16 protein-coding genes are annotated in these 18566 nt (G+C 74.5%); 4 read left to right on the top strand and 12 right to left on the bottom strand.

Translation table 11 applies throughout. From position 1 onward, the window contains the following. The first annotated feature begins 44 nt into the window (after nucleotides 1-44). Nucleotides 45-1178, top strand: a complete 1134-nt coding sequence (locus HF995_RS10750; RefSeq protein ID WP_168447796.1) for an acyltransferase family protein — start codon at nucleotides 45-47, stop codon at nucleotides 1176-1178. On the opposite strand, the gene HF995_RS10745 is transcribed toward HF995_RS10750, so the two are convergent. From HF995_RS10745 to HF995_RS10725, 5 genes are all read right to left on the bottom strand, one after another. Further along, on the bottom strand, nucleotides 1139-2062 hold the full coding sequence (locus tag HF995_RS10745; protein ID WP_168447795.1) for a cation diffusion facilitator family transporter: 924 nt from the start codon (nucleotides 2060-2062) through the stop codon (nucleotides 1139-1141). The genes HF995_RS10750 and HF995_RS10745 overlap by 40 nt on opposite strands. Nucleotides 2063-2187: 125 nt before the next feature. Next, complete coding sequence (locus HF995_RS10740) at nucleotides 2188-2397, bottom strand: Trm112 family protein (RefSeq protein WP_168447794.1); 210 nt, start codon at nucleotides 2395-2397, stop codon at nucleotides 2188-2190. 11 nt (nucleotides 2398-2408) lie between these two features. Continuing rightward, nucleotides 2409-3863 (bottom strand): phosphohexomutase domain-containing protein, encoded by a 1455-nt coding sequence (locus tag HF995_RS10735; RefSeq protein WP_434060855.1) that lies wholly within the window; start codon nucleotides 3861-3863, stop codon nucleotides 2409-2411. Between the two features lie 49 nt (nucleotides 3864-3912). Further along, nucleotides 3913-4239 (bottom strand): hypothetical protein, encoded by a 327-nt coding sequence (locus tag HF995_RS10730; RefSeq protein ID WP_168447793.1) that lies wholly within the window; start codon nucleotides 4237-4239, stop codon nucleotides 3913-3915. Nucleotides 4240-4255: 16 nt separating this feature from the next. Then, the gene (locus HF995_RS10725) at nucleotides 4256-4633 is read right to left on the bottom strand and encodes a DUF3499 domain-containing protein (RefSeq protein WP_168447792.1); all 378 of its coding nucleotides are present in this window, start codon (nucleotides 4631-4633) and stop codon (nucleotides 4256-4258) included. Nucleotides 4634-4715: 82 nt separating this feature from the next. Between HF995_RS10725 and HF995_RS10720 the strand changes: the two genes are divergently transcribed. Beyond that, nucleotides 4716-5228, top strand: coding sequence for a metallopeptidase family protein (locus HF995_RS10720; protein WP_168447791.1), 513 nt, complete (start codon nucleotides 4716-4718; stop codon nucleotides 5226-5228). 7 nt (nucleotides 5229-5235) lie between these two features. Here the strand turns inward: HF995_RS10720 and HF995_RS10715 are convergent, their stop codons facing one another. From HF995_RS10715 to HF995_RS10705, 3 genes are read right to left on the bottom strand one after another with little or no spacing between them, the layout of a single operon-like run. Continuing rightward, nucleotides 5236-6972, bottom strand: a complete 1737-nt coding sequence (locus tag HF995_RS10715) for a DUF5719 family protein (protein WP_168447790.1) — start codon at nucleotides 6970-6972, stop codon at nucleotides 5236-5238. Beyond that, nucleotides 6969-10319 (bottom strand): glycosyltransferase, encoded by a 3351-nt coding sequence (locus HF995_RS10710; protein ID WP_168447789.1) that lies wholly within the window; start codon nucleotides 10317-10319, stop codon nucleotides 6969-6971. The genes HF995_RS10715 and HF995_RS10710 overlap by 4 nt, the downstream gene beginning before the upstream one ends. Nucleotides 10320-10368: 49 nt before the next feature. Further along, nucleotides 10369-10695: a WhiB family transcriptional regulator gene (locus tag HF995_RS10705; protein ID WP_286189564.1), complete on the bottom strand. Its 327-nt coding sequence runs from the start codon at nucleotides 10693-10695 to the stop codon at nucleotides 10369-10371. A 108-nt stretch (nucleotides 10696-10803) separates the two neighbouring features. Between HF995_RS10705 and HF995_RS10700 the strand changes: the two genes are divergently transcribed. Next, on the top strand, nucleotides 10804-11571 hold the full coding sequence (locus HF995_RS10700) for a TIGR03089 family protein (protein ID WP_168447787.1): 768 nt from the start codon (nucleotides 10804-10806) through the stop codon (nucleotides 11569-11571). A 27-nt stretch (nucleotides 11572-11598) separates the two neighbouring features. Here the strand turns inward: HF995_RS10700 and HF995_RS10695 are convergent, their stop codons facing one another. The 4 genes from HF995_RS10695 to HF995_RS14155 all read right to left on the bottom strand — a co-directional run bounded on the left by HF995_RS10695 (nucleotide 11599) and on the right by HF995_RS14155 (nucleotide 17379). Continuing rightward, on the bottom strand, nucleotides 11599-13677 hold the full coding sequence (locus HF995_RS10695; protein WP_168447786.1) for a DUF6541 family protein: 2079 nt from the start codon (nucleotides 13675-13677) through the stop codon (nucleotides 11599-11601). Beyond that, a complete protein-coding gene (locus HF995_RS10690) occupies nucleotides 13674-14975 on the bottom strand; it encodes a nucleotide sugar dehydrogenase (protein WP_168447785.1) in 1302 nt (433 codons plus the stop codon). The genes HF995_RS10695 and HF995_RS10690 overlap by 4 nt, the downstream gene beginning before the upstream one ends. Nucleotides 14976-15058: 83 nt before the next feature. Next, nucleotides 15059-16225: a glycosyltransferase gene (locus HF995_RS10685; RefSeq protein ID WP_168447784.1), complete on the bottom strand. Its 1167-nt coding sequence runs from the start codon at nucleotides 16223-16225 to the stop codon at nucleotides 15059-15061. Then, entirely contained in the window at nucleotides 16222-17379 is a 1158-nt protein-coding gene (locus HF995_RS14155) for a glycosyltransferase (RefSeq protein WP_168447783.1), read from the bottom strand. Before HF995_RS14155 ends, HF995_RS10685 begins: the two co-directional genes overlap by 4 nt. Before the next feature lie 71 nt (nucleotides 17380-17450). On the opposite strand from HF995_RS14155, the gene wecB reads away from it, so the two are divergent. Continuing rightward, nucleotides 17451-18542 (top strand): non-hydrolyzing UDP-N-acetylglucosamine 2-epimerase, encoded by a 1092-nt coding sequence (gene wecB, locus HF995_RS10675; protein ID WP_168447782.1) that lies wholly within the window; start codon nucleotides 17451-17453, stop codon nucleotides 18540-18542. Nucleotides 18543-18566: the final 24 nt, after the last annotated feature.

The raw sequence follows: 18566 nt of genomic DNA, 5'->3' as shown, positions 1-18566 counted from the left end.
CACGGCGGCGCGCGGGGGCGCTGGACTCTTGCTAGCGTCGTCCGGTGATCTCTCCTCCTCCCGCTCCGACGACGCCGAGCAGCGAGCCCACCGGGGGCAACCCGGCTGCGTCCGGCCCGGCTGCGTCCGGCTCGTCGGCGGGTCGAGACCTCGTCCTCGACAACGCCCGCGCGATCCTCATCGTGCTCGTCGTGCTGGGCCATCTCCTGTCGCAGGTACCGGGACCCTACGCGAAGGTCCTCTCGGTGTGGATCTACAGCTTCCACATGCCGGCCTTCGTCTTCGTCACCGGCTACCTCGCTCGGTCGTACCGCGGGGCTCCCCACCAGGTCGCTCGGATCGTCAGCGGCCTGCTCGTCCCGTACGTGATCTTCCAGACGGTCCACGCGCTCATCCGCTTCGTCACGGTCGACGGCGACTTCCCCGTGCAGTACCTCAAGCCGACCTGGACGCTGTGGTTCCTGCTCGCTCTCGCGATGTGGCGTCTCGTCACCCCGGTGCTGCAGATCCTGCGCTGGCCCCTCCTGACCGCGATCCTGCTGGCGGTCCTCATGCCCCTGATGGACAACCTGAACCAGACGATGACGATCGCGCGCTTCTTCTCGTTCCTGCCGTTCTTCGTCGCGGGGATGATCGTCAAGCCCCACCACCTCGCGCTCCTGCGTGCACGCCCCGCACGTTGGCTCGGTGCAGCGGTCCTCGTCGCGGGCCTGGCCGCCGTCGTCCTGCTGCGTGACGACCTCCGGAAGGGGCTGTTCACGCTCGACCTGAGCTACGACGCCATGGGCCTGTCCCCCGCCGGGGGGATCGCGGTCAGGGTGCTCGTGCTCGTCACCGGGGCCGTCGGGACCGTGGCCGTCCTCGCCCTCGCCCCGGCGACACGACAGTGGTGGACCTACGTGGGGCAGCAGACGATGTACGTCTACCTCCTCCACGCGGTCCTCATCAACTGCGTGAGGCACCTCGACTGGCCGGACTTCTGGGGAACGGCGCCCTTCGTCGGCGTCGTCCTCCCGCTGATCGCGGTCGCGATGACGCTCCTGCTCGCGTCAGCGCCCGTGGTCGCAGCGACGCGCTGGCTCGTCGAGCCGCCGCTCGTGCACATGCTCGTCGACCCCGACCGGGCCCTCGCAGAGCGTCAGGACAAGAGCGCGCGGCGCAGGTCGGGCTCCAGGTAGATCGTCACGTCCATCCCGGGGAGAGCCGCGCGCACGCGGTTCTCGGCCGCGTCGATCGCGTGGGCCACCTCGGCGGCGGTCTCAGCGGCGTCGACCTCGATCTTCGCCGCGACGAGAATCTCCTCGGGTCCGAGGTGCATCGTGCGCAGGTGGATGACCGAGACGACGCCCTCGCCGACGAGCGACGTGCGCACGGCGGTGACGTGCTCGGGCGAGGCCGCCTCGCCCAGCAGGAGCGACTTGATCTCGAGGGCGAGCACGACCGCGATGACGATGAGCAGCACGCCGATCGAGGCGGTGCCCGCCGCGTCCCACAGACCGTTGTCGGTCACGAGCGTCATGCTGACGCCGCCGAGGGCGAGGATGAGGCCGACCAGCGCACCGAAGTCCTCGAGGAGCACGACGGGCAGCTCGGGCGCCTTCGCGGTCCGGATGAACTGCCACCACGAGCGCGTGCCGCGCAACGGGTTGGACTCGCGCACGGCGGTGCGGAAGGAGAAGCCCTCCATGACGATCGCCGAGACGAGGACGACGATCGGGACCCAGTGCCACGACTCGATCGGGTGCGGGTCGTGCCACTTGTGGTACGCCTCGTAGAGCGCGAAGAGGCCACCGAGCGTGAAGAGGATGATCGAGACGAGGAAGGCGTACACGTACCGCATGCGCCCGTAGCCGAACGGGTGCTCGGGGGTCGCCTCGCGGCGGGCGCGCTTCCCGCCGACCAGCAGGAGCAGCTGGTTGCCGGAGTCGGCGAGCGAGTGAACGGACTCGGCGAGCATCGACGACGAGTGCGTGAGCAGGTATGCCACGAACTTCGTCACGGCGATACCCAGGTTGGCGGCGAGCGCCGCGATGATCGCCTTGTTTCCTCCACCGTGCGCCACGGTGCCTCCCGACTGACTGTCTCCCGCGCCCGAGCGGCTGCTCGGGCGCGGATCAGTGTAAAGCCGTGACCGCCCGCGACGCGCGGCGGTTCACCAGCCCGACCAGGCGTCGGACGGCGCGCACGTCACAGGGGGCGCGCGTCGTCCTCGAGGAGCACCGGGATGCCGTCGCGCACGGGGTACGCGAGCGGGCGCTCGGGGTCGGTCGAGTGCAGCTCGGGCTCGCCGCCCGGGCCGACGCCGTCGACGAGCGTCGCGCCCGTCACGGGGCAGCGCAGGATGTCGCGGACCCAGGGCTCGACGGAGAGGGGGGCGGGGGTCTGGGGCTGGTTCATCGTTCCTCCGGTCAGTCCTGCGCGCGCAGGAGCGTCAGCACGTCGTCGCGCACCTTGGTCAGCATGTCCTCGTCGGCCGCCTCGACCACGAACCGGAGCACGGGCTCCGTGTTCGCAGGCCTCAGGTTGAACCACCACTGGGGCATCGAGGCCCAGTGGGAGACGGTGAGGCCGTCGAGCTCGTCGACCTCGACGTCGCCCGCGCCACGCTGGTGCACGTACGCGTCGACCACGCGCTCGCGCGCCCGCGTCATCTGCTCGGGCGTCATCGGCAGGTCGATCGCGTCCGCGCTGTACGGCTCGTACATCTCGGCGAGCGCGGACATCGGGTGGGGCTGGCTGCCGAGGGCCGCGAGCACGTGCAGCGCGGCGAGCATGCCCGTGTCCGCGAAGAAGAAGTCGCGGAAGTAGTAGTGCGCAGAGTGCTCCCCGCCGAACACGGCGTCGTGCGCGGCCATCTCGGCCTTCACGTACGAGTGGCCGACGCGCGTGCGCACGGCCGTGGCACCCGTCGCCGAGACGAGGTCCGGGACGACGCGCGACGTCACGAGGTCGTGGATGACGGTCGCGGTGCGACGCTCCATGCTCTCGCGTGCGACGAGCCGCAGCCCGATGAGCGCGGTGAGCGCAGACGCGCTCACCGGGACGCCGTTCTCGTCGACGACGATGACGCGGTCCGCGTCGGCGTCGAACGCCAGACCGATGTCGGCACCCTCGGCGACGACCTCCTCGCACAGCGCGGCGAGACCGCCCTCGGCCGACGGGTCGTTCACGGGCCGGTCAGGATCCCCGTCGTGCTCGAGCCGCAGCGGCAGCACCTTGATCGGCACCCTCGGCAGGTCAGCCGCGCGACCGAGCACGGCCGGGACCGTCAGGCCCGCCATGCCGTGCCCGGCATCGACGACGACGCGCAACGGCCGGACGTGCTCGACGTCGACGAGCCCGCGCAGGAAGGTCGCATACCCGGTCAGCGTGCTGCGGCGCGTCACGCCGCCCGGCACGTCCGCCGTGGGCACAGGGCCACCCGTGAGAAAACCCTCGGCGGCAGCCTGCAGCTCCTCGAGACCGCTGCCCTGCCCGACGGGACGGGCGCCGGCGCGGCACAGCTTGAAGCCGTTGAGGTCGAGGGGCTCACGGCTCGCCGTGACCATCGTCCCCGGGACCCCCGCCGCACCGGACGCGTGGTAGAGCATGTCGGTCGAGCACGGGCCGACGATCTCGACGTCGATCCCCGCGGTCGTCAGCGCAGCCGCGTACGCGTCGGCGAGGCCGGGGCCCGAGCGGCGCATGTCATAGCCGACGACGACGCGCGGCTTCTCGCCGTTCGGCACCTCGGGGAGGACGACGGTCGTCGCGAACGCGGCGCCGAGGGCTGCGGCGACGGTCGCGTCGAGCTGTCCGGGTACGTGGCCGCGGACGTCGTAGGCGTTCACGACGGAGGAGAGGTCTCTCGGCACGCTGCTCACCTGACAACCCTAGCCGCAGCAGGGCGGGTCACGGTCGCCCGGCGCGAGGTCAGGACTTGCGCCCCGACCGCGCGTGGACGTACTCGTCGGCCACGGCAGCACCCTCGGTGTCGACCCAGCCGCGCGACTCGCAGTCGTGGCACGAGACGAAGACGACCTCGGACCCGTCCGTCAGGCGCAGGGGCACCCGCGTGAGGTCGCGCGAGCCGCACGACACGCAACCGCGTGTGCCGACAGGGACGGGGGCGGACTGGCTCAGCGAGCCGAGCGGCGCCACGTCGGGGGTCTTGGCGGAGCGCCGGCGCCCGCGCGGGGCGCTCGCGCTCTGGGCAGGCCCGCCCGTGGCAGGCCGCTCTCCCGGTGTGCCGCGCGCCATCGAGCTACCGCCCCGCTCAGCCTTCTCCGCGCAGCACGCGAAGGTGCCCCTTGCGGGCGACCTCGCCCACCTGGACGGGCTCCGGCAGCGCCATGTGGCGGCCACGCGGCGACGGCGGCGTGGTCCGGCCGGCCTCACGGACGGCGTCCGCGAGCGCGAGCAGGTCGTCGGGCGAGGGGCCAGCCTCGACGAAGTCGGTCTCGAGCCGCACGACCTCCCAGCCGCGCGGGGCGGTCAACCGCTCCGCGTGCTCGCCGCACAGGTCATAGCTGTGCGGCTCGGCGTTCGTGGCGAGCGGGCCGAGGACCGCGGTCGAGTCGGAGTACACGTACGTCAGCGTCGCCACGGCGGGGCGCAGGCACGCGGTTCGGGAACACTGACGGACGCTTCTCACAATGGTCGATGCTACGTCGTCCTGAGACCCTCTGATGACCTCCCACGCCGCGACGCCCGTGCGCGACGCCTATCCTGGAGCCATGCCCGACAGACGCCGCCGCACGCCGCAGGCACCCGAGGGCGACCTCCCGGCCGCGTACAGCTCGGGGTGGCCCAGCCTCCCCGTGCCCCCTGCGGGCGTGCGCCGTCGCGACCGCCGCGGACGCGGCCTGCGCGGCCCCCTCATCCCGCCGCACCTGCCTGCGGCGCGCACCCGGGCCGAGCGGTTCGACGAGCTGGTCCTCGCGACCGTCGAGCGGCTCGAGCGCTCCTGGGCGAAGCAGCTCGTGGGGACCGAGTTCGCGGTCGAGGACGTGCCGCCGTCGGACCCGGCGCCGTGGGAGCACAGCCGCGGTGTGCCGATGGGCCGCTACTTCCCCGCGGACGGGCCGCTCGCGCACCGCATCGTCGTCTACCGGCGCCCGGTCGAGGAGCGTGCCGTCGACCGCGAGGAGATCGCCGAGATCGTGCGGACGGTCGTCGTCGAGCAGGTCGCGCACATGCTCGGGCGCAGCCCCGAGGAGATCGACCCCGGGTTCGTCGAAGGTCCCTGAGCGGGGGTCAGTCGAGCCCTGCGCGCAGCCCTTCGCGCAGGATGATCTCCGTGCCCGCGCTGCGCAGCGGCGTCGGGCTGAGCGACGCGACGAGACCGTCGACCGTCCCGTCCTGGGCGTCGGCCGTCAGCCGCACCGACCACACGAGACGTGTCGTCGCCCCGGCGACCGGTGCACCCGAGGTGTCGACCTCACGCACGAGCACCGACGCGACGTCGACCCCCGGCAGGGTCGCCCCGACCGGGAGGTCGCGCGTGGCACCGGCGGGCAGCTCGACGACCTGGTCGTACACCACGTTCCCGGCGCGGTCGAGCGCGACGACCTGCGCACGCACACCAGCCGCAGCGGCGGCGTCCTCGCTGGCGGGCGGGGTCGTCGCGTCGAGACCTGCGACGAGCGCGCCGGGAACCGCGTCGACCGACTCGGGGACCGCACCGAGGACGACGGTCGGCCGCAGGCCGGACGGCAGCGCCGCTGCGGCCTGCACCGGCGCCGTGCCCGGGTCCTGGGAGGTGAGCGTCGCGACGTCGTCGCCCTCCGTCCCCGGCGTCCTGGTCGACGCCGCGGCGACGACCGGTGCGTCGGACTCGACGAGGACGTCGTACGAGCCGGCGGGGAGGCCGGCGAGGCTGACGTCGGTGACGGCGCCCGCCTCGAGCGTCGCGTCGTCGGCACCCGGCAGCAGCACGCGGCCCGCAGGCCCGTAGATCGCGAGGCGCGCCGTCGTCGCCTGCTCGGGTGCGAGCAGCCGGACGACCGGACCGTCGTCGCCGACGGCGGAGCCGGGCGTCACCACGCCTGCGAGCACCTGGCGCGTCGAAGGCTCCGCACCTGCGCCGACGAGGTCGACGCCGAGCGGGCGCACGCCGTCGAGCGCCGACACCTGCAGGTGCGTCGCGACGAGCGCGCCCGACGCGCGGACGTGGACCGCGACACGACGCTGGCCGGCGGCGACTCCCTCGAGGAGGGTCGTCGTCGCGCCGCCGGCCGGGACGGGGAGGATCGCCGGGCCCGCCAGGTCGACGCGTCCGGCCGGGCCGAACACCTCGATCTCGACGGTGGCGGGGGTGCGGGACGGGTTCTGCACGACGAGCCGCGTGCTCGACCCGACCTCCGTGCCGCCCGCGACGAGCCAGTGGTCGATCGCCGGAGCCTGGCAGCCCGTCGCGGCCAGGCCGCGCAGGTCGCCTGCCGCGGTGACCGACGACGCGGTCGCCGCCGTGTGCACCGAGCCGTCGGCGGCCGGGACCGACCAGACCGCGGTACCGCTCGCGACGGCGACGCCGAAGACAGACGCACCCGCGCCCGCGGCGACGGGAGCACCGACCGTTCCCTCGTCGAGCGTGCGCAGGACGGGGTCGGCGATCGTCGTCGGCGGGAGGACGGCGCCCGTGACGAGCGACGTCGTACCGACGGGTGCCGGGTCGAACCCCGGGTCGGTCGCGGCGTCGGTCGTGACGAGCTGGGTGGGACCGGCGCAGACGAGGGGCGTCGTCGCGGGGACGAGGTCGACGGTGGTCGCCGGCGCGGCCGTCGTCTCCTCCGGGGCGACGAGGCCCGCGCCGTAGGCGACGCCCACGGTGAGCCCGACGACGAGCACCCCGGTGAAGCCGCGCAGGACGGCCGCCCCGACGGCTCGACGAGGTGCGGGAGCCTCGGCCCCACGGGCGGGCTCGGGCCCGGACTCGTCCGTTGCGGTCGGCTCGGCGTCCACCGCGTCGTCGGTGCGCTCGTCGTCGGTCATCGGACCGTCACCTTCCTCCGGACGGGGATCAGCAGCAGGGCGTACACGACGGCGAAACCGACGAGCGTCGCGCGCCACCACCCGCTCCCCGTGGACTCGAAGCGCACGACGAGCCGCCCGTCGGCGTCGGCGGGAAGCTCGAACGCCTGCTCCCACCGATCGCCCTCGACAGGGGTGAGCGGCCTGCCGTCGAGCGTCGCGCGCCACCCTGGGTCGGCGGACTCGGCGAGGACGAGCACGCGGCGGCCCGGCTCGGCCGCCCAGGTCCCGGCGGCGGCCGGCTGGCTGGTCGCGGACAGGTCGACGTCGATCGACGTGCCGTCCGCGGGCACGACCGTGGCAGCGCCCTGGGCGTCGACGACGCGCGCCCACGACACGACCGCGGGCGTGCCGTCGGCGGACGGCTGTCCTGCCGAGACGCGCCAGATCGTGCCGTAGTCACCCTCGGCGACCTGCTCGAGGGCCGCTGACGTGCCGAGCGTCGCGACGAGCGACTCGCGTTGCGCAGGCGTCCCGGCCGGGGACACGACGACGGCCGCGACACCGAGGTCGGCGAGCGGGGCAGCCTCCTCGCCAGAGACGCCCACGAGGGCGGCCACGGCCTGGCCGAGCGGCCGCTCGGCGTCGACGGCGTGCAGGGCACGTTCGGTGAGCACGACGGACGACTCGGTCAGGAGGGGTCCGTTGCCGCGCAAGAGCTGGTAGGTGATCTCGTCGCCCGCGTCGAGCACGAGGACCCGTCCGGCTCGGGGCGCGTCCTGGATCTGGCGGCCCACGGCAGGCACGACGTCGCGGTCGAGCACACGCAGCCCGTGGCCCGACGACGCCGTGAGGTCGGCGGAGAGCCCGGCGTGAGCGATCGTCGCACCGGAGGCCGCGACGATGGCGGCGACACCGACACCGAGCCCGAGCTGGCGCCAGCCGAACGAGTGCTGGGCGGCGCGCACCGTGACGCCGTCGAGCCCGACGAGCGCGGCACCGCCGAGCGCGAGGAGGACGAGCGAGACCGCTCCCCCGGTCCACGTGCGCACGCCGCCGTCGGCACCCTGCCCGACGACGAGGAGCCCCGCTGCGGCCGCGGCCGCGAGCGCGAGGGCCGCGACGAGCCACGCGCCACGCACGGCGCGGGCCCGCAGCCCGGACCGGGTCAGCGCGGACACGGCCGCGAGCACCACGAGCGTCCCGACCGCGAACGGCAGCGCGGCGTCGAACCATGCGATCCCCGTCCAGCGGGGGAACCACTCCTCGGCCGGTACCGGCCACCCGAGGAGCTGTTGCCAGGCGGGCACGGTCGACGACGCCGTCGCGACCCCGGGGTCGGTGAGCAGGACGCGCCAGTGCGCGCGCGGACCCGAGCGCAACAGCTCCGCGACGAGCGGCGCGATCACGAGGAGCACGGGGACCGCGACGAGCCCGAGGTTGCGTCGGTAGCCGCGCTGGCCCCGGGGTCGGGGCAGGAGGGCCGCGAGGATCAGGAGCGACAACAGAAGCGGGAGCGCGAGGTGCGGCGCCCCACCGACCGCTGCGGCGGCGGCGAGGCCGCCGAGCGCGGCCGCGGGGAGGGAACCGCCCGGTGCGAGCACGACGTCGGCGCCTGCCGCGGCGGGTGCGAGCGGCGCGCGGGCACCGAGCCCGACACCGCGCAGCGCGCCCCACGCGACCCACGGCAGCGCCACGTGCGCGAGCACCGCGCCGAAGCGACCGTCGACGAGCCCGACCGCGAGGCTCGGGGCCGCGACCCAGGCGAGCGCGGCGACCGTGCGCAGCACGAGGGACTTCGTGGCGGTCCCCGCGGCGAACCAGGCGCCCGTGCCGGCGAGCACGGGCGAGAGCAGGAGCAGGACGTTGACGACGCTCTGCAGGTCGCCGCCGAGCAGGTGCGCGACGGCGGTCGCGGGCAGCAAGGTCACGAGGAGGGGGTCGGAGGCGCCCGGCGCGCCCGTCCCGGTGCGGAGCCAGCCGTCGGCGACGTCGTGCCACAGCCCGGAGAGCGACACGCCTGCCGGCAGGAGGTTGGCGGACACGAAGCGGCCGCCGTCGGCGAGCGGCCCGATCGCGGGGCCGAGCCACCACACGGTCGCGACGGCGAGCAGGAGGACGGTGCTGACGAGCGCGCCCGTCCGGCGTGCGAGGTCGCGACGTCGCTCGGCGCGGGCGAACGGGTCGGCTGTCATCGCTGCACGGCGGCGTGCGGCCTGCGAGAGGCGACGGTCCCGACGCTCGGAGGCGACGTCGCGCCACGTCGCGCGCAACGGTGTGATCGCGCGGCGAGGGAGGGCCGCGGTGAGACGGGCACGGCGGCGCGACCGGGCGAGGGCGACGGGGCGCAGGACGGAGCGGACTGCCGCGGTGAGCTCTGCGCGAGCCCGGCGCGGACGCTTCGCCGCGAGGTGGGCCATCGCGAGGAACGGTGCGGCGAGGAGGATCGCGAGCATGTGCAGCGGGACGGCTGCGGGCGCAGCGCCGACGAGTCGGTAGTGGAGCGTGGAGCGGCGGCGGGCCCCGAAGGTGCGCTCGGGCTCGGGAACGTGCTCGGGGTCGAGGTCGCGGCGGTCGGTGAGGCTCGCCCGCGCGTGCCGCACGGCCGCCTGGGGGACGACGATCACGCGGCGCCCCGCGAGGCGTGCTCGGCGGCACATCTCGAGCCCGTCACCGTACCGCCCGTAAGCGGGGTCGGTGCCGCCGAGCGTGCGCCACGCGTCGAGGTTGACGAGGGCACCGGCGAGGCCGACCCCGAGGACGTCCTCGGCTCCGTCGTGCTGGCCCTGGTCGACCTCGCCGTCCTCGATGCCGGTCATCCGCTCGCCGGTCGGCGAGGTGGTCAGGCCCACCTCGAGGAGCCGGGTGGGGTTGTCGAGGTCTCGCTGCTTGGCTCCTGCGATGACCACGGACGGCTTGTTCTCGACCGCGCGGACGAGGGCGTCGAGCGCGCCGGGCTCGGGCGGCGAGTCGTCGTGCAGCAGCCAGAGCCAGCCGTCCAGCGCCATGTCGGGAGCGGGCGCGTGCTGTGCGGGGCCAGGGCGTCGCTGGCGTCGACCGGTGTCGGGGACGGGGACGGCCGTGAGGTGCGCGATCGCGGCGGAGACCGCCTCGCCGAACGTGTCGGCGTCGGGCGCGTGCAGTGCGGTGACTGCGACGCTGTCGGGCCCGAGCCGGTCGGGCAGCTCTGCCCGGTCCTTCTCGCGGGGAACGACGTCGACGACGACAAGGCGGCGAGGGGCGAGCGTCGACGACCCCACCGCGGCGAGCGTGGTCGGGAGGAAGGGGGTGGCGCCTCGGGTCACGACGATCGCCGTGACGTCGAGCGTCGAGACGTGGGGCGCGGGGTGCTGCGTGGGGTGGGTCATCCTGAGGTCATCCTGCGCCCTGCTGCTCGCAGCAGCGTGGACGTGCAGGTCACACGACCTGGCGCTTGAGCTTGCGGCGCTCGCGCTCGGACAGGCCGCCCCAGATGCCGAAGCGCTCGTCGTTCTCGAGGGCGTAGGAGAGGCACTCGGCACGCACCTCGCACCCGGTGCAGACCTTCTTGGCCTCGCGGGTCGAGCCGCCCTTCTCGGGGAAGAACGCCTCGGGGTCGGTCTGGGCGCACAGGGCACGCTCCTGCCAGCCCATCACCGCCTCGTCGGTGTCTCCACCAAAGAGCGGGAGGACGGCGCCGGCGGGTTCCGGGCGCCGCGATGCGTCAGAGGGGAAAGGCCCCTCGTCATCGAGCAGGTTCCACATGGGTGCGCCCCTCATCGTTCGCCTAGTTGCACTAGGGAAATTACACGCGTGTCATCCACCGAAGTCAAGCCGGTGTGTGTTAGCGGGACCCTCTCGTAGGCTCGGACCATGAGCCCCACGACGCCCTCCGACGTCCTCGCCCTCCTCCAGCGCGAACCCGGCCGACCGCGCCTGACCTGGTACGGCGACGGCCCGGAACGGATCGAGCTCTCGGGCGCGGTGCTCGCCAACTGGGTCGCCAAGACGACCAACCTGCTCGTCGAAGAGCTCGACGCCGCCGCCGGCGAGACGGTCGTCCTCGACCTGCCCGCCCACTGGCGCACGCTCGTGTGGGCGCTCGCGACGTGGGGCACGGGTGCGACCGTGCGCCTCTCCCCCGCCGGAGAGCCGCAGCCCGGCACCGCAGCGGGCTCCCGCGCGCTCGTCACGACCCGCCCGGCCGCATGGGTCGACGCGGGCGCGATCCCCCCGGGAACGGACGTCGTCGCCGTCGCGCTGCCGGGGCTCGCCCGGTCGTTCGGCGCCCCGCTCCCGGCGGGCACCCTCGACGCCGCCGCCGACACGATGACCTACGGCGACGTCGTCGGGTACGTCCCGCCGACCGACCCGGACGCCGACGCTCTCGTGGCCGACGACGCGCCCGCGGTCACCCACGCGGACCTCGTCACGTGGGCCGTCTCCGGGACCAGCGCGCCCGCCGGGGCGCGTGCTCTCCTGCGAGCCGACGCCGGAGCCGCCCCGACGCTGCGGGCTGCCCTCGGGGTGTGGGCGCAGGACGGCTCGGTCGTCCTCCTCGGCGCCGAGGCGTCCGGACGGCACTCCTCCGAGGACGCGCTCGCGCGGCTCGTCGCGAGCGAGCGCATCACCGCTGCGTGACGTGCCGCCCGCAGGACGTGCGGGTCGCTAGCAGCCGGTGACGCGGTAGAGGGTCGTCGTGCCCGCCGTGTCGACGACCTCGACGCCCGACGCGGGCGCACGCAGCAGCCCGACCGCGTCGACGTCGACCTTCGCACCGTCCGCGACGCCGGCCGTGTCGAGGTAGAAGTGCGTGACCCCGAGCCGCTCGACCGCCGCACACACCTCCGCGTCCAGGTCGGCGAACCGCTCGCGCAGGAGACGCTGGTCTGCGGACAGGTTCTGCACGGCGAGCTGCGGGAAGACCGCCCGGCGGTGCGCGACGGAGTAGGTGAAGGCTGCGCCGTTACGCGGGTCGCCCAGCACGACCGCGTCCGCAGGCGTCGTCTGCGGCATGCGGCGCAGCAGCTCGACCTCCTCGGCGCGGACCATCGTGCCCCACACGATCTTCTCGGGGACGTAGGCCTGCTCGAACCGGCCCGTGCGCGCGGGCACGAACCACCCGACCGTCACGACGACGAGCGCGACGACGAGCCCGGACGCGGCCGCCACGACAGGGACACCCCGCAGGCGCCGGGCGACCGGACCGTCCGTCCGCGTCGCGCGCGTCCCCATGAAGCGGGCGCACGCGAGCGCGCCGACCGCCGCGAGGGGCGCCGCGACGACGGGAAGCACGGCACCCACACGCGCCGCCTGCGTGTACCAGAGCCCGGTGAGGAGCCTCAGCACGTTCGGAGGCCCGGACGCGAGCGCCGTCAGCGCCACGACGAGCACGTACGCGACGACGATCCAGATGCTCGCTTGACCGACGACGGCCGCGTCCCGCGGCGCGTCGGGCGCACCCGTGCGCGCCCGACGCAGCGACGCCCGCACGACCGCGACGATGCCGACGATCGTCAGCAGGGCGACCGGCAGGTTCCCGACGGTGGGCCACCCGAGCGGCTGCCCGAGGACCGTGTGCAGCACAGCGAGGTGGAAGGGCGTGTCGACGTCGCGCTCGTACGCGAGCACGTTGCGCACGACCGGGTTCGCGAGCAGCACCGCACCGCCCACGACGAGCGCGACCGCAGCGACGGACGTCCCGACAGCCACGCGGCGGCGTCGGGCAGGCTCGCCCGTGCGCCAGCGGCGCGCGAGCCCGCGCGCGAGCAGCGCGACCACTCCGGGTACGAGCAGGAGGAGCGCGGAGAACAGCGCCGACGCGTGCGCGAGCGCGACGCCGGCGAGCGCGGTGAGGAGCACGACGCCGGTCGGCACGAGCCGCCCGGGCGCCGTGATCGGCGCGACGCCCGGGTGCCCCCGCAGCGCCGCGACCATGAGCGCGAGGACACCGGGGATCAACGCGATCCCCGCACCGAACGGCCACTGGGCGAGCGTCGAGAGGATCACGACCGGGAACGCGCTGAAGCCTGCCCCGAGCACGACGACGAGCGCGGTGCGCCGCGGGTCCCCGCCGAGCAAGGTGCGGCCGAGGGCGGCCATGCCCAGGAGCCACACGACGACGCCGAACACGAAGGTCGACGCGTTCGCGGCGGCGGCGACGCTCGCGAAGCCCGGAGCGAGCGCGACGATGCCGTGCCACGCCGCCGGGTAGTAGACGGTCGGCGACACCGCCCCGTACAGCGGCGCCATCGCGCCGAGCGACGACGCGTTGCCGGTGTCGAGGATCGCCTGGACCCCGCTGACGTGGTAGACGCCGTCCCAGTGCTGCATGAGCGCATCCGGGGCCACCATGCCGCGCGCGATCGGGAGCGCGAGCAGGAGCGCCGAGACCGCGACGGCCCCGCCGACCCAGGCCGCTCCGCGCCGGTCGAGCCGGAGATCGGGGTCCGCGAGGCCGTCGGGGGCCGAGCCGCGCACACGGCGCGTGCGACGTCCCCACCCTCCGAGGAGCGCGGCGAGGCCGACGGCGGCGGTGAGCGCGACGAGGACGGGCGGCCACGACCACGCGACACCGAGACGGTCGAGCACGATCGCCGTCGTGCCGTAGAGCGCGACCGACACGGCCGCGCCGCCCCCGAGCGCGAGGATCCCGCGCACGCCCGCCGCGCGCAGCACGAGCGCACCCGGCACGACGACGGCGACAGTCATGGTCAGGAGCCCCGGGAGGAGCTCCCACCAGCTCATGCAGGCGCCCCCGTGCCGATCACGAGACGCGGGACGCCCTGCCACAGGGCTGCGTCGGTCACGCGGCGGCCGTCGACGAGCAGGCGCACGCCCTGCACGTCGGCCGGGGCGAGCTGCGCGTAGTCCCGGTGGTCGGCCTGGACGATCGCGACCTCGGCGGAGCCACCGAGGTGGAACGGGACGAGCCCGATCCTCTCGAGCTCCTCGTCGGTGAACATCGGGTCGTGGACGACGACCCTCGCGCCGCGCGACTCGAGCGCCGCGACGACCGGGAACACCCCCGAGAAGGCCGTCTCCTTGACGCCGCCGCGGTAGGACGCACCGAGCACTGCGACCGTGAGACCGTCGAGCGAGCCGAGCAGCTCCTCCGCGCGGGCGACCACCCGGGCGGGCGTCGCGGCGTTGACCGCGCGCGCCTCACGGACGACGGACGCGTCCGGGTCGACCGACAGGTAGAGGCGCGGGTACACGGGGATGCAGTGACCGCCGACGGCGATGCCCGGGCGGTGCAGGTGCGAGTAGGGCTGCGAGTTGCAGGCCTCGATCACCTGGTAGATGTCGATGCCGACCTTCTCGGCGAACGCCCCGAACTGGTTGGCGAGCGCGATGTTGACGTCGCGGTAGGTCGTCTCGGCGAGCTTCGCCATCTCGGCGGCCTCGGCGGAGCCGAGGTCCCACACGCCGTTCGGGCGCGCGAGGTCGTCGCGCTCGTCGAACGTGAGGACGGCCTCGTAGAACGCGGTCGCGCGGTCGGCACCCTCGGCGCTGAGCCCGCCGACGAGCTTGGGGTACTTGCGCAGGTCCGCGAAGACGCGGCCCGTCAGGACGCGTTCGGGCGAGAAGACGACGTGGAAGTCGCGGCCCTCGACGAGGCCCGACGTCTCCTCGAGCATCGGCTTCCAGCGGCCCCGCGTCGTGCCCACCGGGAGGGTCGTCTCGTAGGAGACGAGCGTGCCAGGCGTCAGGTGCTCGCCGAGCGCGCGGGTCGCGGCGTCCATCCACGCGAAGTCGGGCTCGGCGGTCTCCTCGTCGACGAACAACGGCACCACGAGCACGACCGCGTCGGCGCCCGGGACAGCGTCGGCGTAGTCGGTCGTCGCGCGCAGACGCCCCGCCGCGACGGTCGCGGCGAGCTTCTCGGCGAGGTCCGTCTCGCCGGGGAACGGCTCGGTCCCCGCGTTGACGAGCTCGACCGTCCGCGCGTTGACGTCGACCCCGACGACGTCGTGCCCGGCGTCGGCGAACTGCACGGCGAGCGGCAGGCCGATCTTGCCGAGGGCGAGTACTGCGATGCGCATGGGGCTCCTAGAGATCTGCGTGTCGGGGGTGGGGCGTCGACCTGGTCGGCGCTTTCCGCCCCCGAGCATACGACCGCGCGACCTCACAGACGCGTGCTGAGGACCGACGCCGTCATGAGGCGCAGCGGCGCCTCTCGGGCGAGGAGGGCGCGCGGGTCGCGCGTCCGCAGGGTCACGAAGGTGCCGTGGCGTCGGCGTCGCACGGAGAGGCGCGCGAGGTCCGCGCCGCGCTGCGCGATGTCGTCGTCCGACGGTTCCGGGGCGCGCACCGCGTCGAGCAGGTCGCGCTCGGCGACCGACAGGACGCGCTCGTAGCCGGGTGCGAAGTCCGCGAGCGCGAGGGCAGCCGCGCGCAGGCCTGCGAGGTCACCGCGCGTCCAGACGTGGGCGGTGCCCCGGTTGTGGACGGCAGCGAAGAGGTTGATGCGTGTGAGCTTGGCGGCGACGGCTCGCCGGGCCGGGCGCGGGAGCGCCTCGAGCGTGGGGCGCGCGACGGCGTCGTGCACGCACGCGAGCTCGTCCTCGACGGGCTTGGCGGTGAAGGTGACGCGGTCCGCGGCGTCGGCGCCGATGACGTACGCCGGGCCCCGACGGTCGTACGCGACGGCGTCCGCGCCCGTCCACAGGCCGAGCCCGAACCAGGTGTCCTCGCCGACCGGCATGCCGGGCGTCATCGCGAGCCCGAGCCGCTCGACGGTCTCGCGGCGCAGCAGCCCGAGCGGTGCGCTGCGGTACGCGAGGCGGTCCCGCACGAGGTCGAGGCGACGCGTGCGGAAGGGCCGCGCGGGCGGCGTCGGGACGGCAGGCCCGGGGCCCGGAGGCGCGCCCGGCGCGCCGAGAGCGCCGTGACGCAGCCTCGGGACGACCGCGTCCGCGCCCGTCTGGCGCTGCAGTCGCACCCACGAGTCGATCGCGCCTGGTTCGAGGACGTCGTCGGACCCGAGGAGCGCGACGAACGGCGCCTGCGCACAGTCGAGGCCATGGTTGAAGGGACCCGCAGGGCTGCGGACGCCGTCGGAGAAGCAGACGAGCCACATGCTGTGCGGGCCCGCGGCGGACGTCCGGCTCACGTGCTGCAGCCGCGCCTCGACGAGGCCGGGGTCGACCTCGTGGCACACGACCGTCACCCGGACCGGGACCTTCCCGGTCAGGGCCGAGGCGACGGCGCGCTCGATCGGGCGGTGCTCCGAGTGGACGGCGACGACGACGTCCACGACCGGCTGCTCCCCGCCGAGCGTGCCGCCGCTCATCCGCGCCTGCGTCCTACGATGCCGTGCTCGCGCGCCGCCGTGACGATCGCGTCGCGGTAGGCCCGCTCGAACCCGGCGACGACCGACTGCGGGGAGAACGCGCGCCCGATCGACGCTGCGATCTGCGCGGCGGAGAGCCCCTGAGTCTCCTCGTCGACGTGCAGCACGGCGTCTGCCCAGTCGGAGGGCGCGCGTCCCTCGACGAACGTGCCGACCTCGCCGCGCACGTACTCGCGCTGCGCGCCCTCGGCGCCGACGACGACGGGACGGCCGTGCGCGAGCGCCTCGGCGATCGCGACGCCGAACGTCTCGGAGCGGGTCGGCAGGACGAACACGTCAGCGGCGGCGAGCTGCGCGAACACGACGTCGGGCTCGACCTGCCCGGTGATCGTGAGGTGGTCGCGGACGCGCAGCCGGTCGGCGGCCGCGAGCGCGTCGCCGCGGAGCGGGCCGTCACCCACCCACGTGAGCGACGCGTTGACACCGCGGCGGCGCAGCTCGCCGAGCGTCTCGACCATGAGGACGGGGTCCTTGCCGGGGACCATCGCGCCGACGGACACGAGCCGCAGCGGCGCGCCCTCGGCGGTGGTGCCGGCGCGCACGCGGCGCGGCGGGACGACGGCGGGCGTCGCCGCGATGCACGGCACGACGGACGTGGGGCGGTCACCGCGCAGGTCGCGGATCGGGGCGGTCGCCATCTTGGACACGGCGGTGACGACGTCGGGCTTGCGCAGGACCGGGAGCAGGAGCGGGGTCGCGAGGCGCATGACGAGCGGGAGGTCGACGCGCGTCGTGACGCCGTGCCAGTGCTCGGTGTGCACCCAGGGCACCTGCGGCCGGTCGTGCCGGACGAACGGCAGGAGCGTCGAGAACGCCATCGTGTGCAGCACGTCGGCGTCGCTCGCACGCTCGAGGATCGCCGCGCGCGCAGCAGCGTGCTGCCGCACCGCGCTGGGCTCCATGACGACACGCTCGACCGGGACGCCGCCGACCTCGGTCTGCGTCGGGGCGCCTTCAGCGAGGCGTGGGGCGACGAGGTGAAGGACGCGCACGTCGTTGTTCTCGGAGAGCGCGGCGACGTCCTTCGCGACGAACGAGCCGGTCGCGGGCGATCCCGGCGTCGGGAACCAGGTCGTGGCCACGAGGATCTTCACCTGCCCAGGTTAGCGGCCCGGCGCCAGGTTCCCTGCCTGCGGCGACGCGAGGCCTCGGTAGGGTGAGCGGCGTGAAGATCCTGTCCGTCGTCGGCGCCCGTCCTCAGTTCGTCAAGCTCGCACCGATCGCGCACGCCGCTGCGGCGGCCGGCGTCGAGCACGTCATCGTGCACACGGGGCAGCACTACGACCCGATGCTCTCCGACGTGTTCTTCGAGGACCTGGGCATCCCGGCACCGGACGTGCACCTGGGCGTGGGCTCGGGCGGGCACGGCGCCCAGACGGGTGCGATCCTCGCCGGGATGGACGACGTGCTGCTGGAGCACCGCCCGGACTGGGTGCTCGTGTACGGCGACACGAACTCGACGATCGCGGGCGCGCTGTCGGCAGTGAAGCTGCACGTGCCGGTCGCTCACCTCGAGGCCGGCCTGCGCTCGTTCAACCGGGCCATGCCCGAGGAGCACAACCGCGTCATGACGGACCACGCGGCGGACCTGTGCCTCGCGCCGACCGAGGTCGCGATGAAGCACCTCGCGGAGGAGGGCCTCGCGGCCCGCTCGGTCCTCGTCGGGGACGTCATGACGGACGTCCTGTACGCGACGCGTGACAAGGCCCTGGCCGACGGCGGCACGGACGGCGGTCCGGCTCTCCTCGCCGAGGCGGGCCTCACCGCAGGCGGGTACTACGTCGCGACGATCCACCGCGCGGAGAACACGGACGACGTCGCCCGCCTCGGCGGGATCCTCGACGCGCTGCGCAGCCTCGACCGGCCGGTGCTGCTGCTCGCGCACCCGCGTCTCGTCGCGAAGGCTGCGGACGCGGGGCTCGCGCTCGAGGGCGGCTCGCTGCGGACGCACGCTCCCCTCGCGTATCCCGACCTCGTCGCGGCGGTGTCCGCGAGCGCGGGCGTCGTCACCGACTCGGGCGGCCTGCAGAAGGAGGCGTTCCTGCTGCGTGTGCCGTGCACGACCCTGCGCACGGAGACCGAGTGGGTCGAGACGGTCGAGCTCGGCTGGAACGTCCTCGTGACGGACCCGACAGGCGAGGCAGGCTCCGCGGCCGTGCGTGACGCCGTCGTGCGCCCGCACCCTGCGGACACGGACTCGACGCCGTACGGCGACGGGCACGCCGCAGGGCGTGTGATCGCGGCCTTGCTGGCCTGACGCTCGCTGCGCCGCGCGACTCTC

Source organism: Sanguibacter hominis ATCC BAA-789 (genome assembly GCF_012396185.1).
In the GTDB taxonomy this organism is placed as follows: Bacteria; Actinomycetota; Actinomycetes; order Actinomycetales; family Cellulomonadaceae; genus Flavimobilis; species Flavimobilis hominis.
This window is presented reverse-complemented; position numbering and strand designations above follow the sequence as displayed.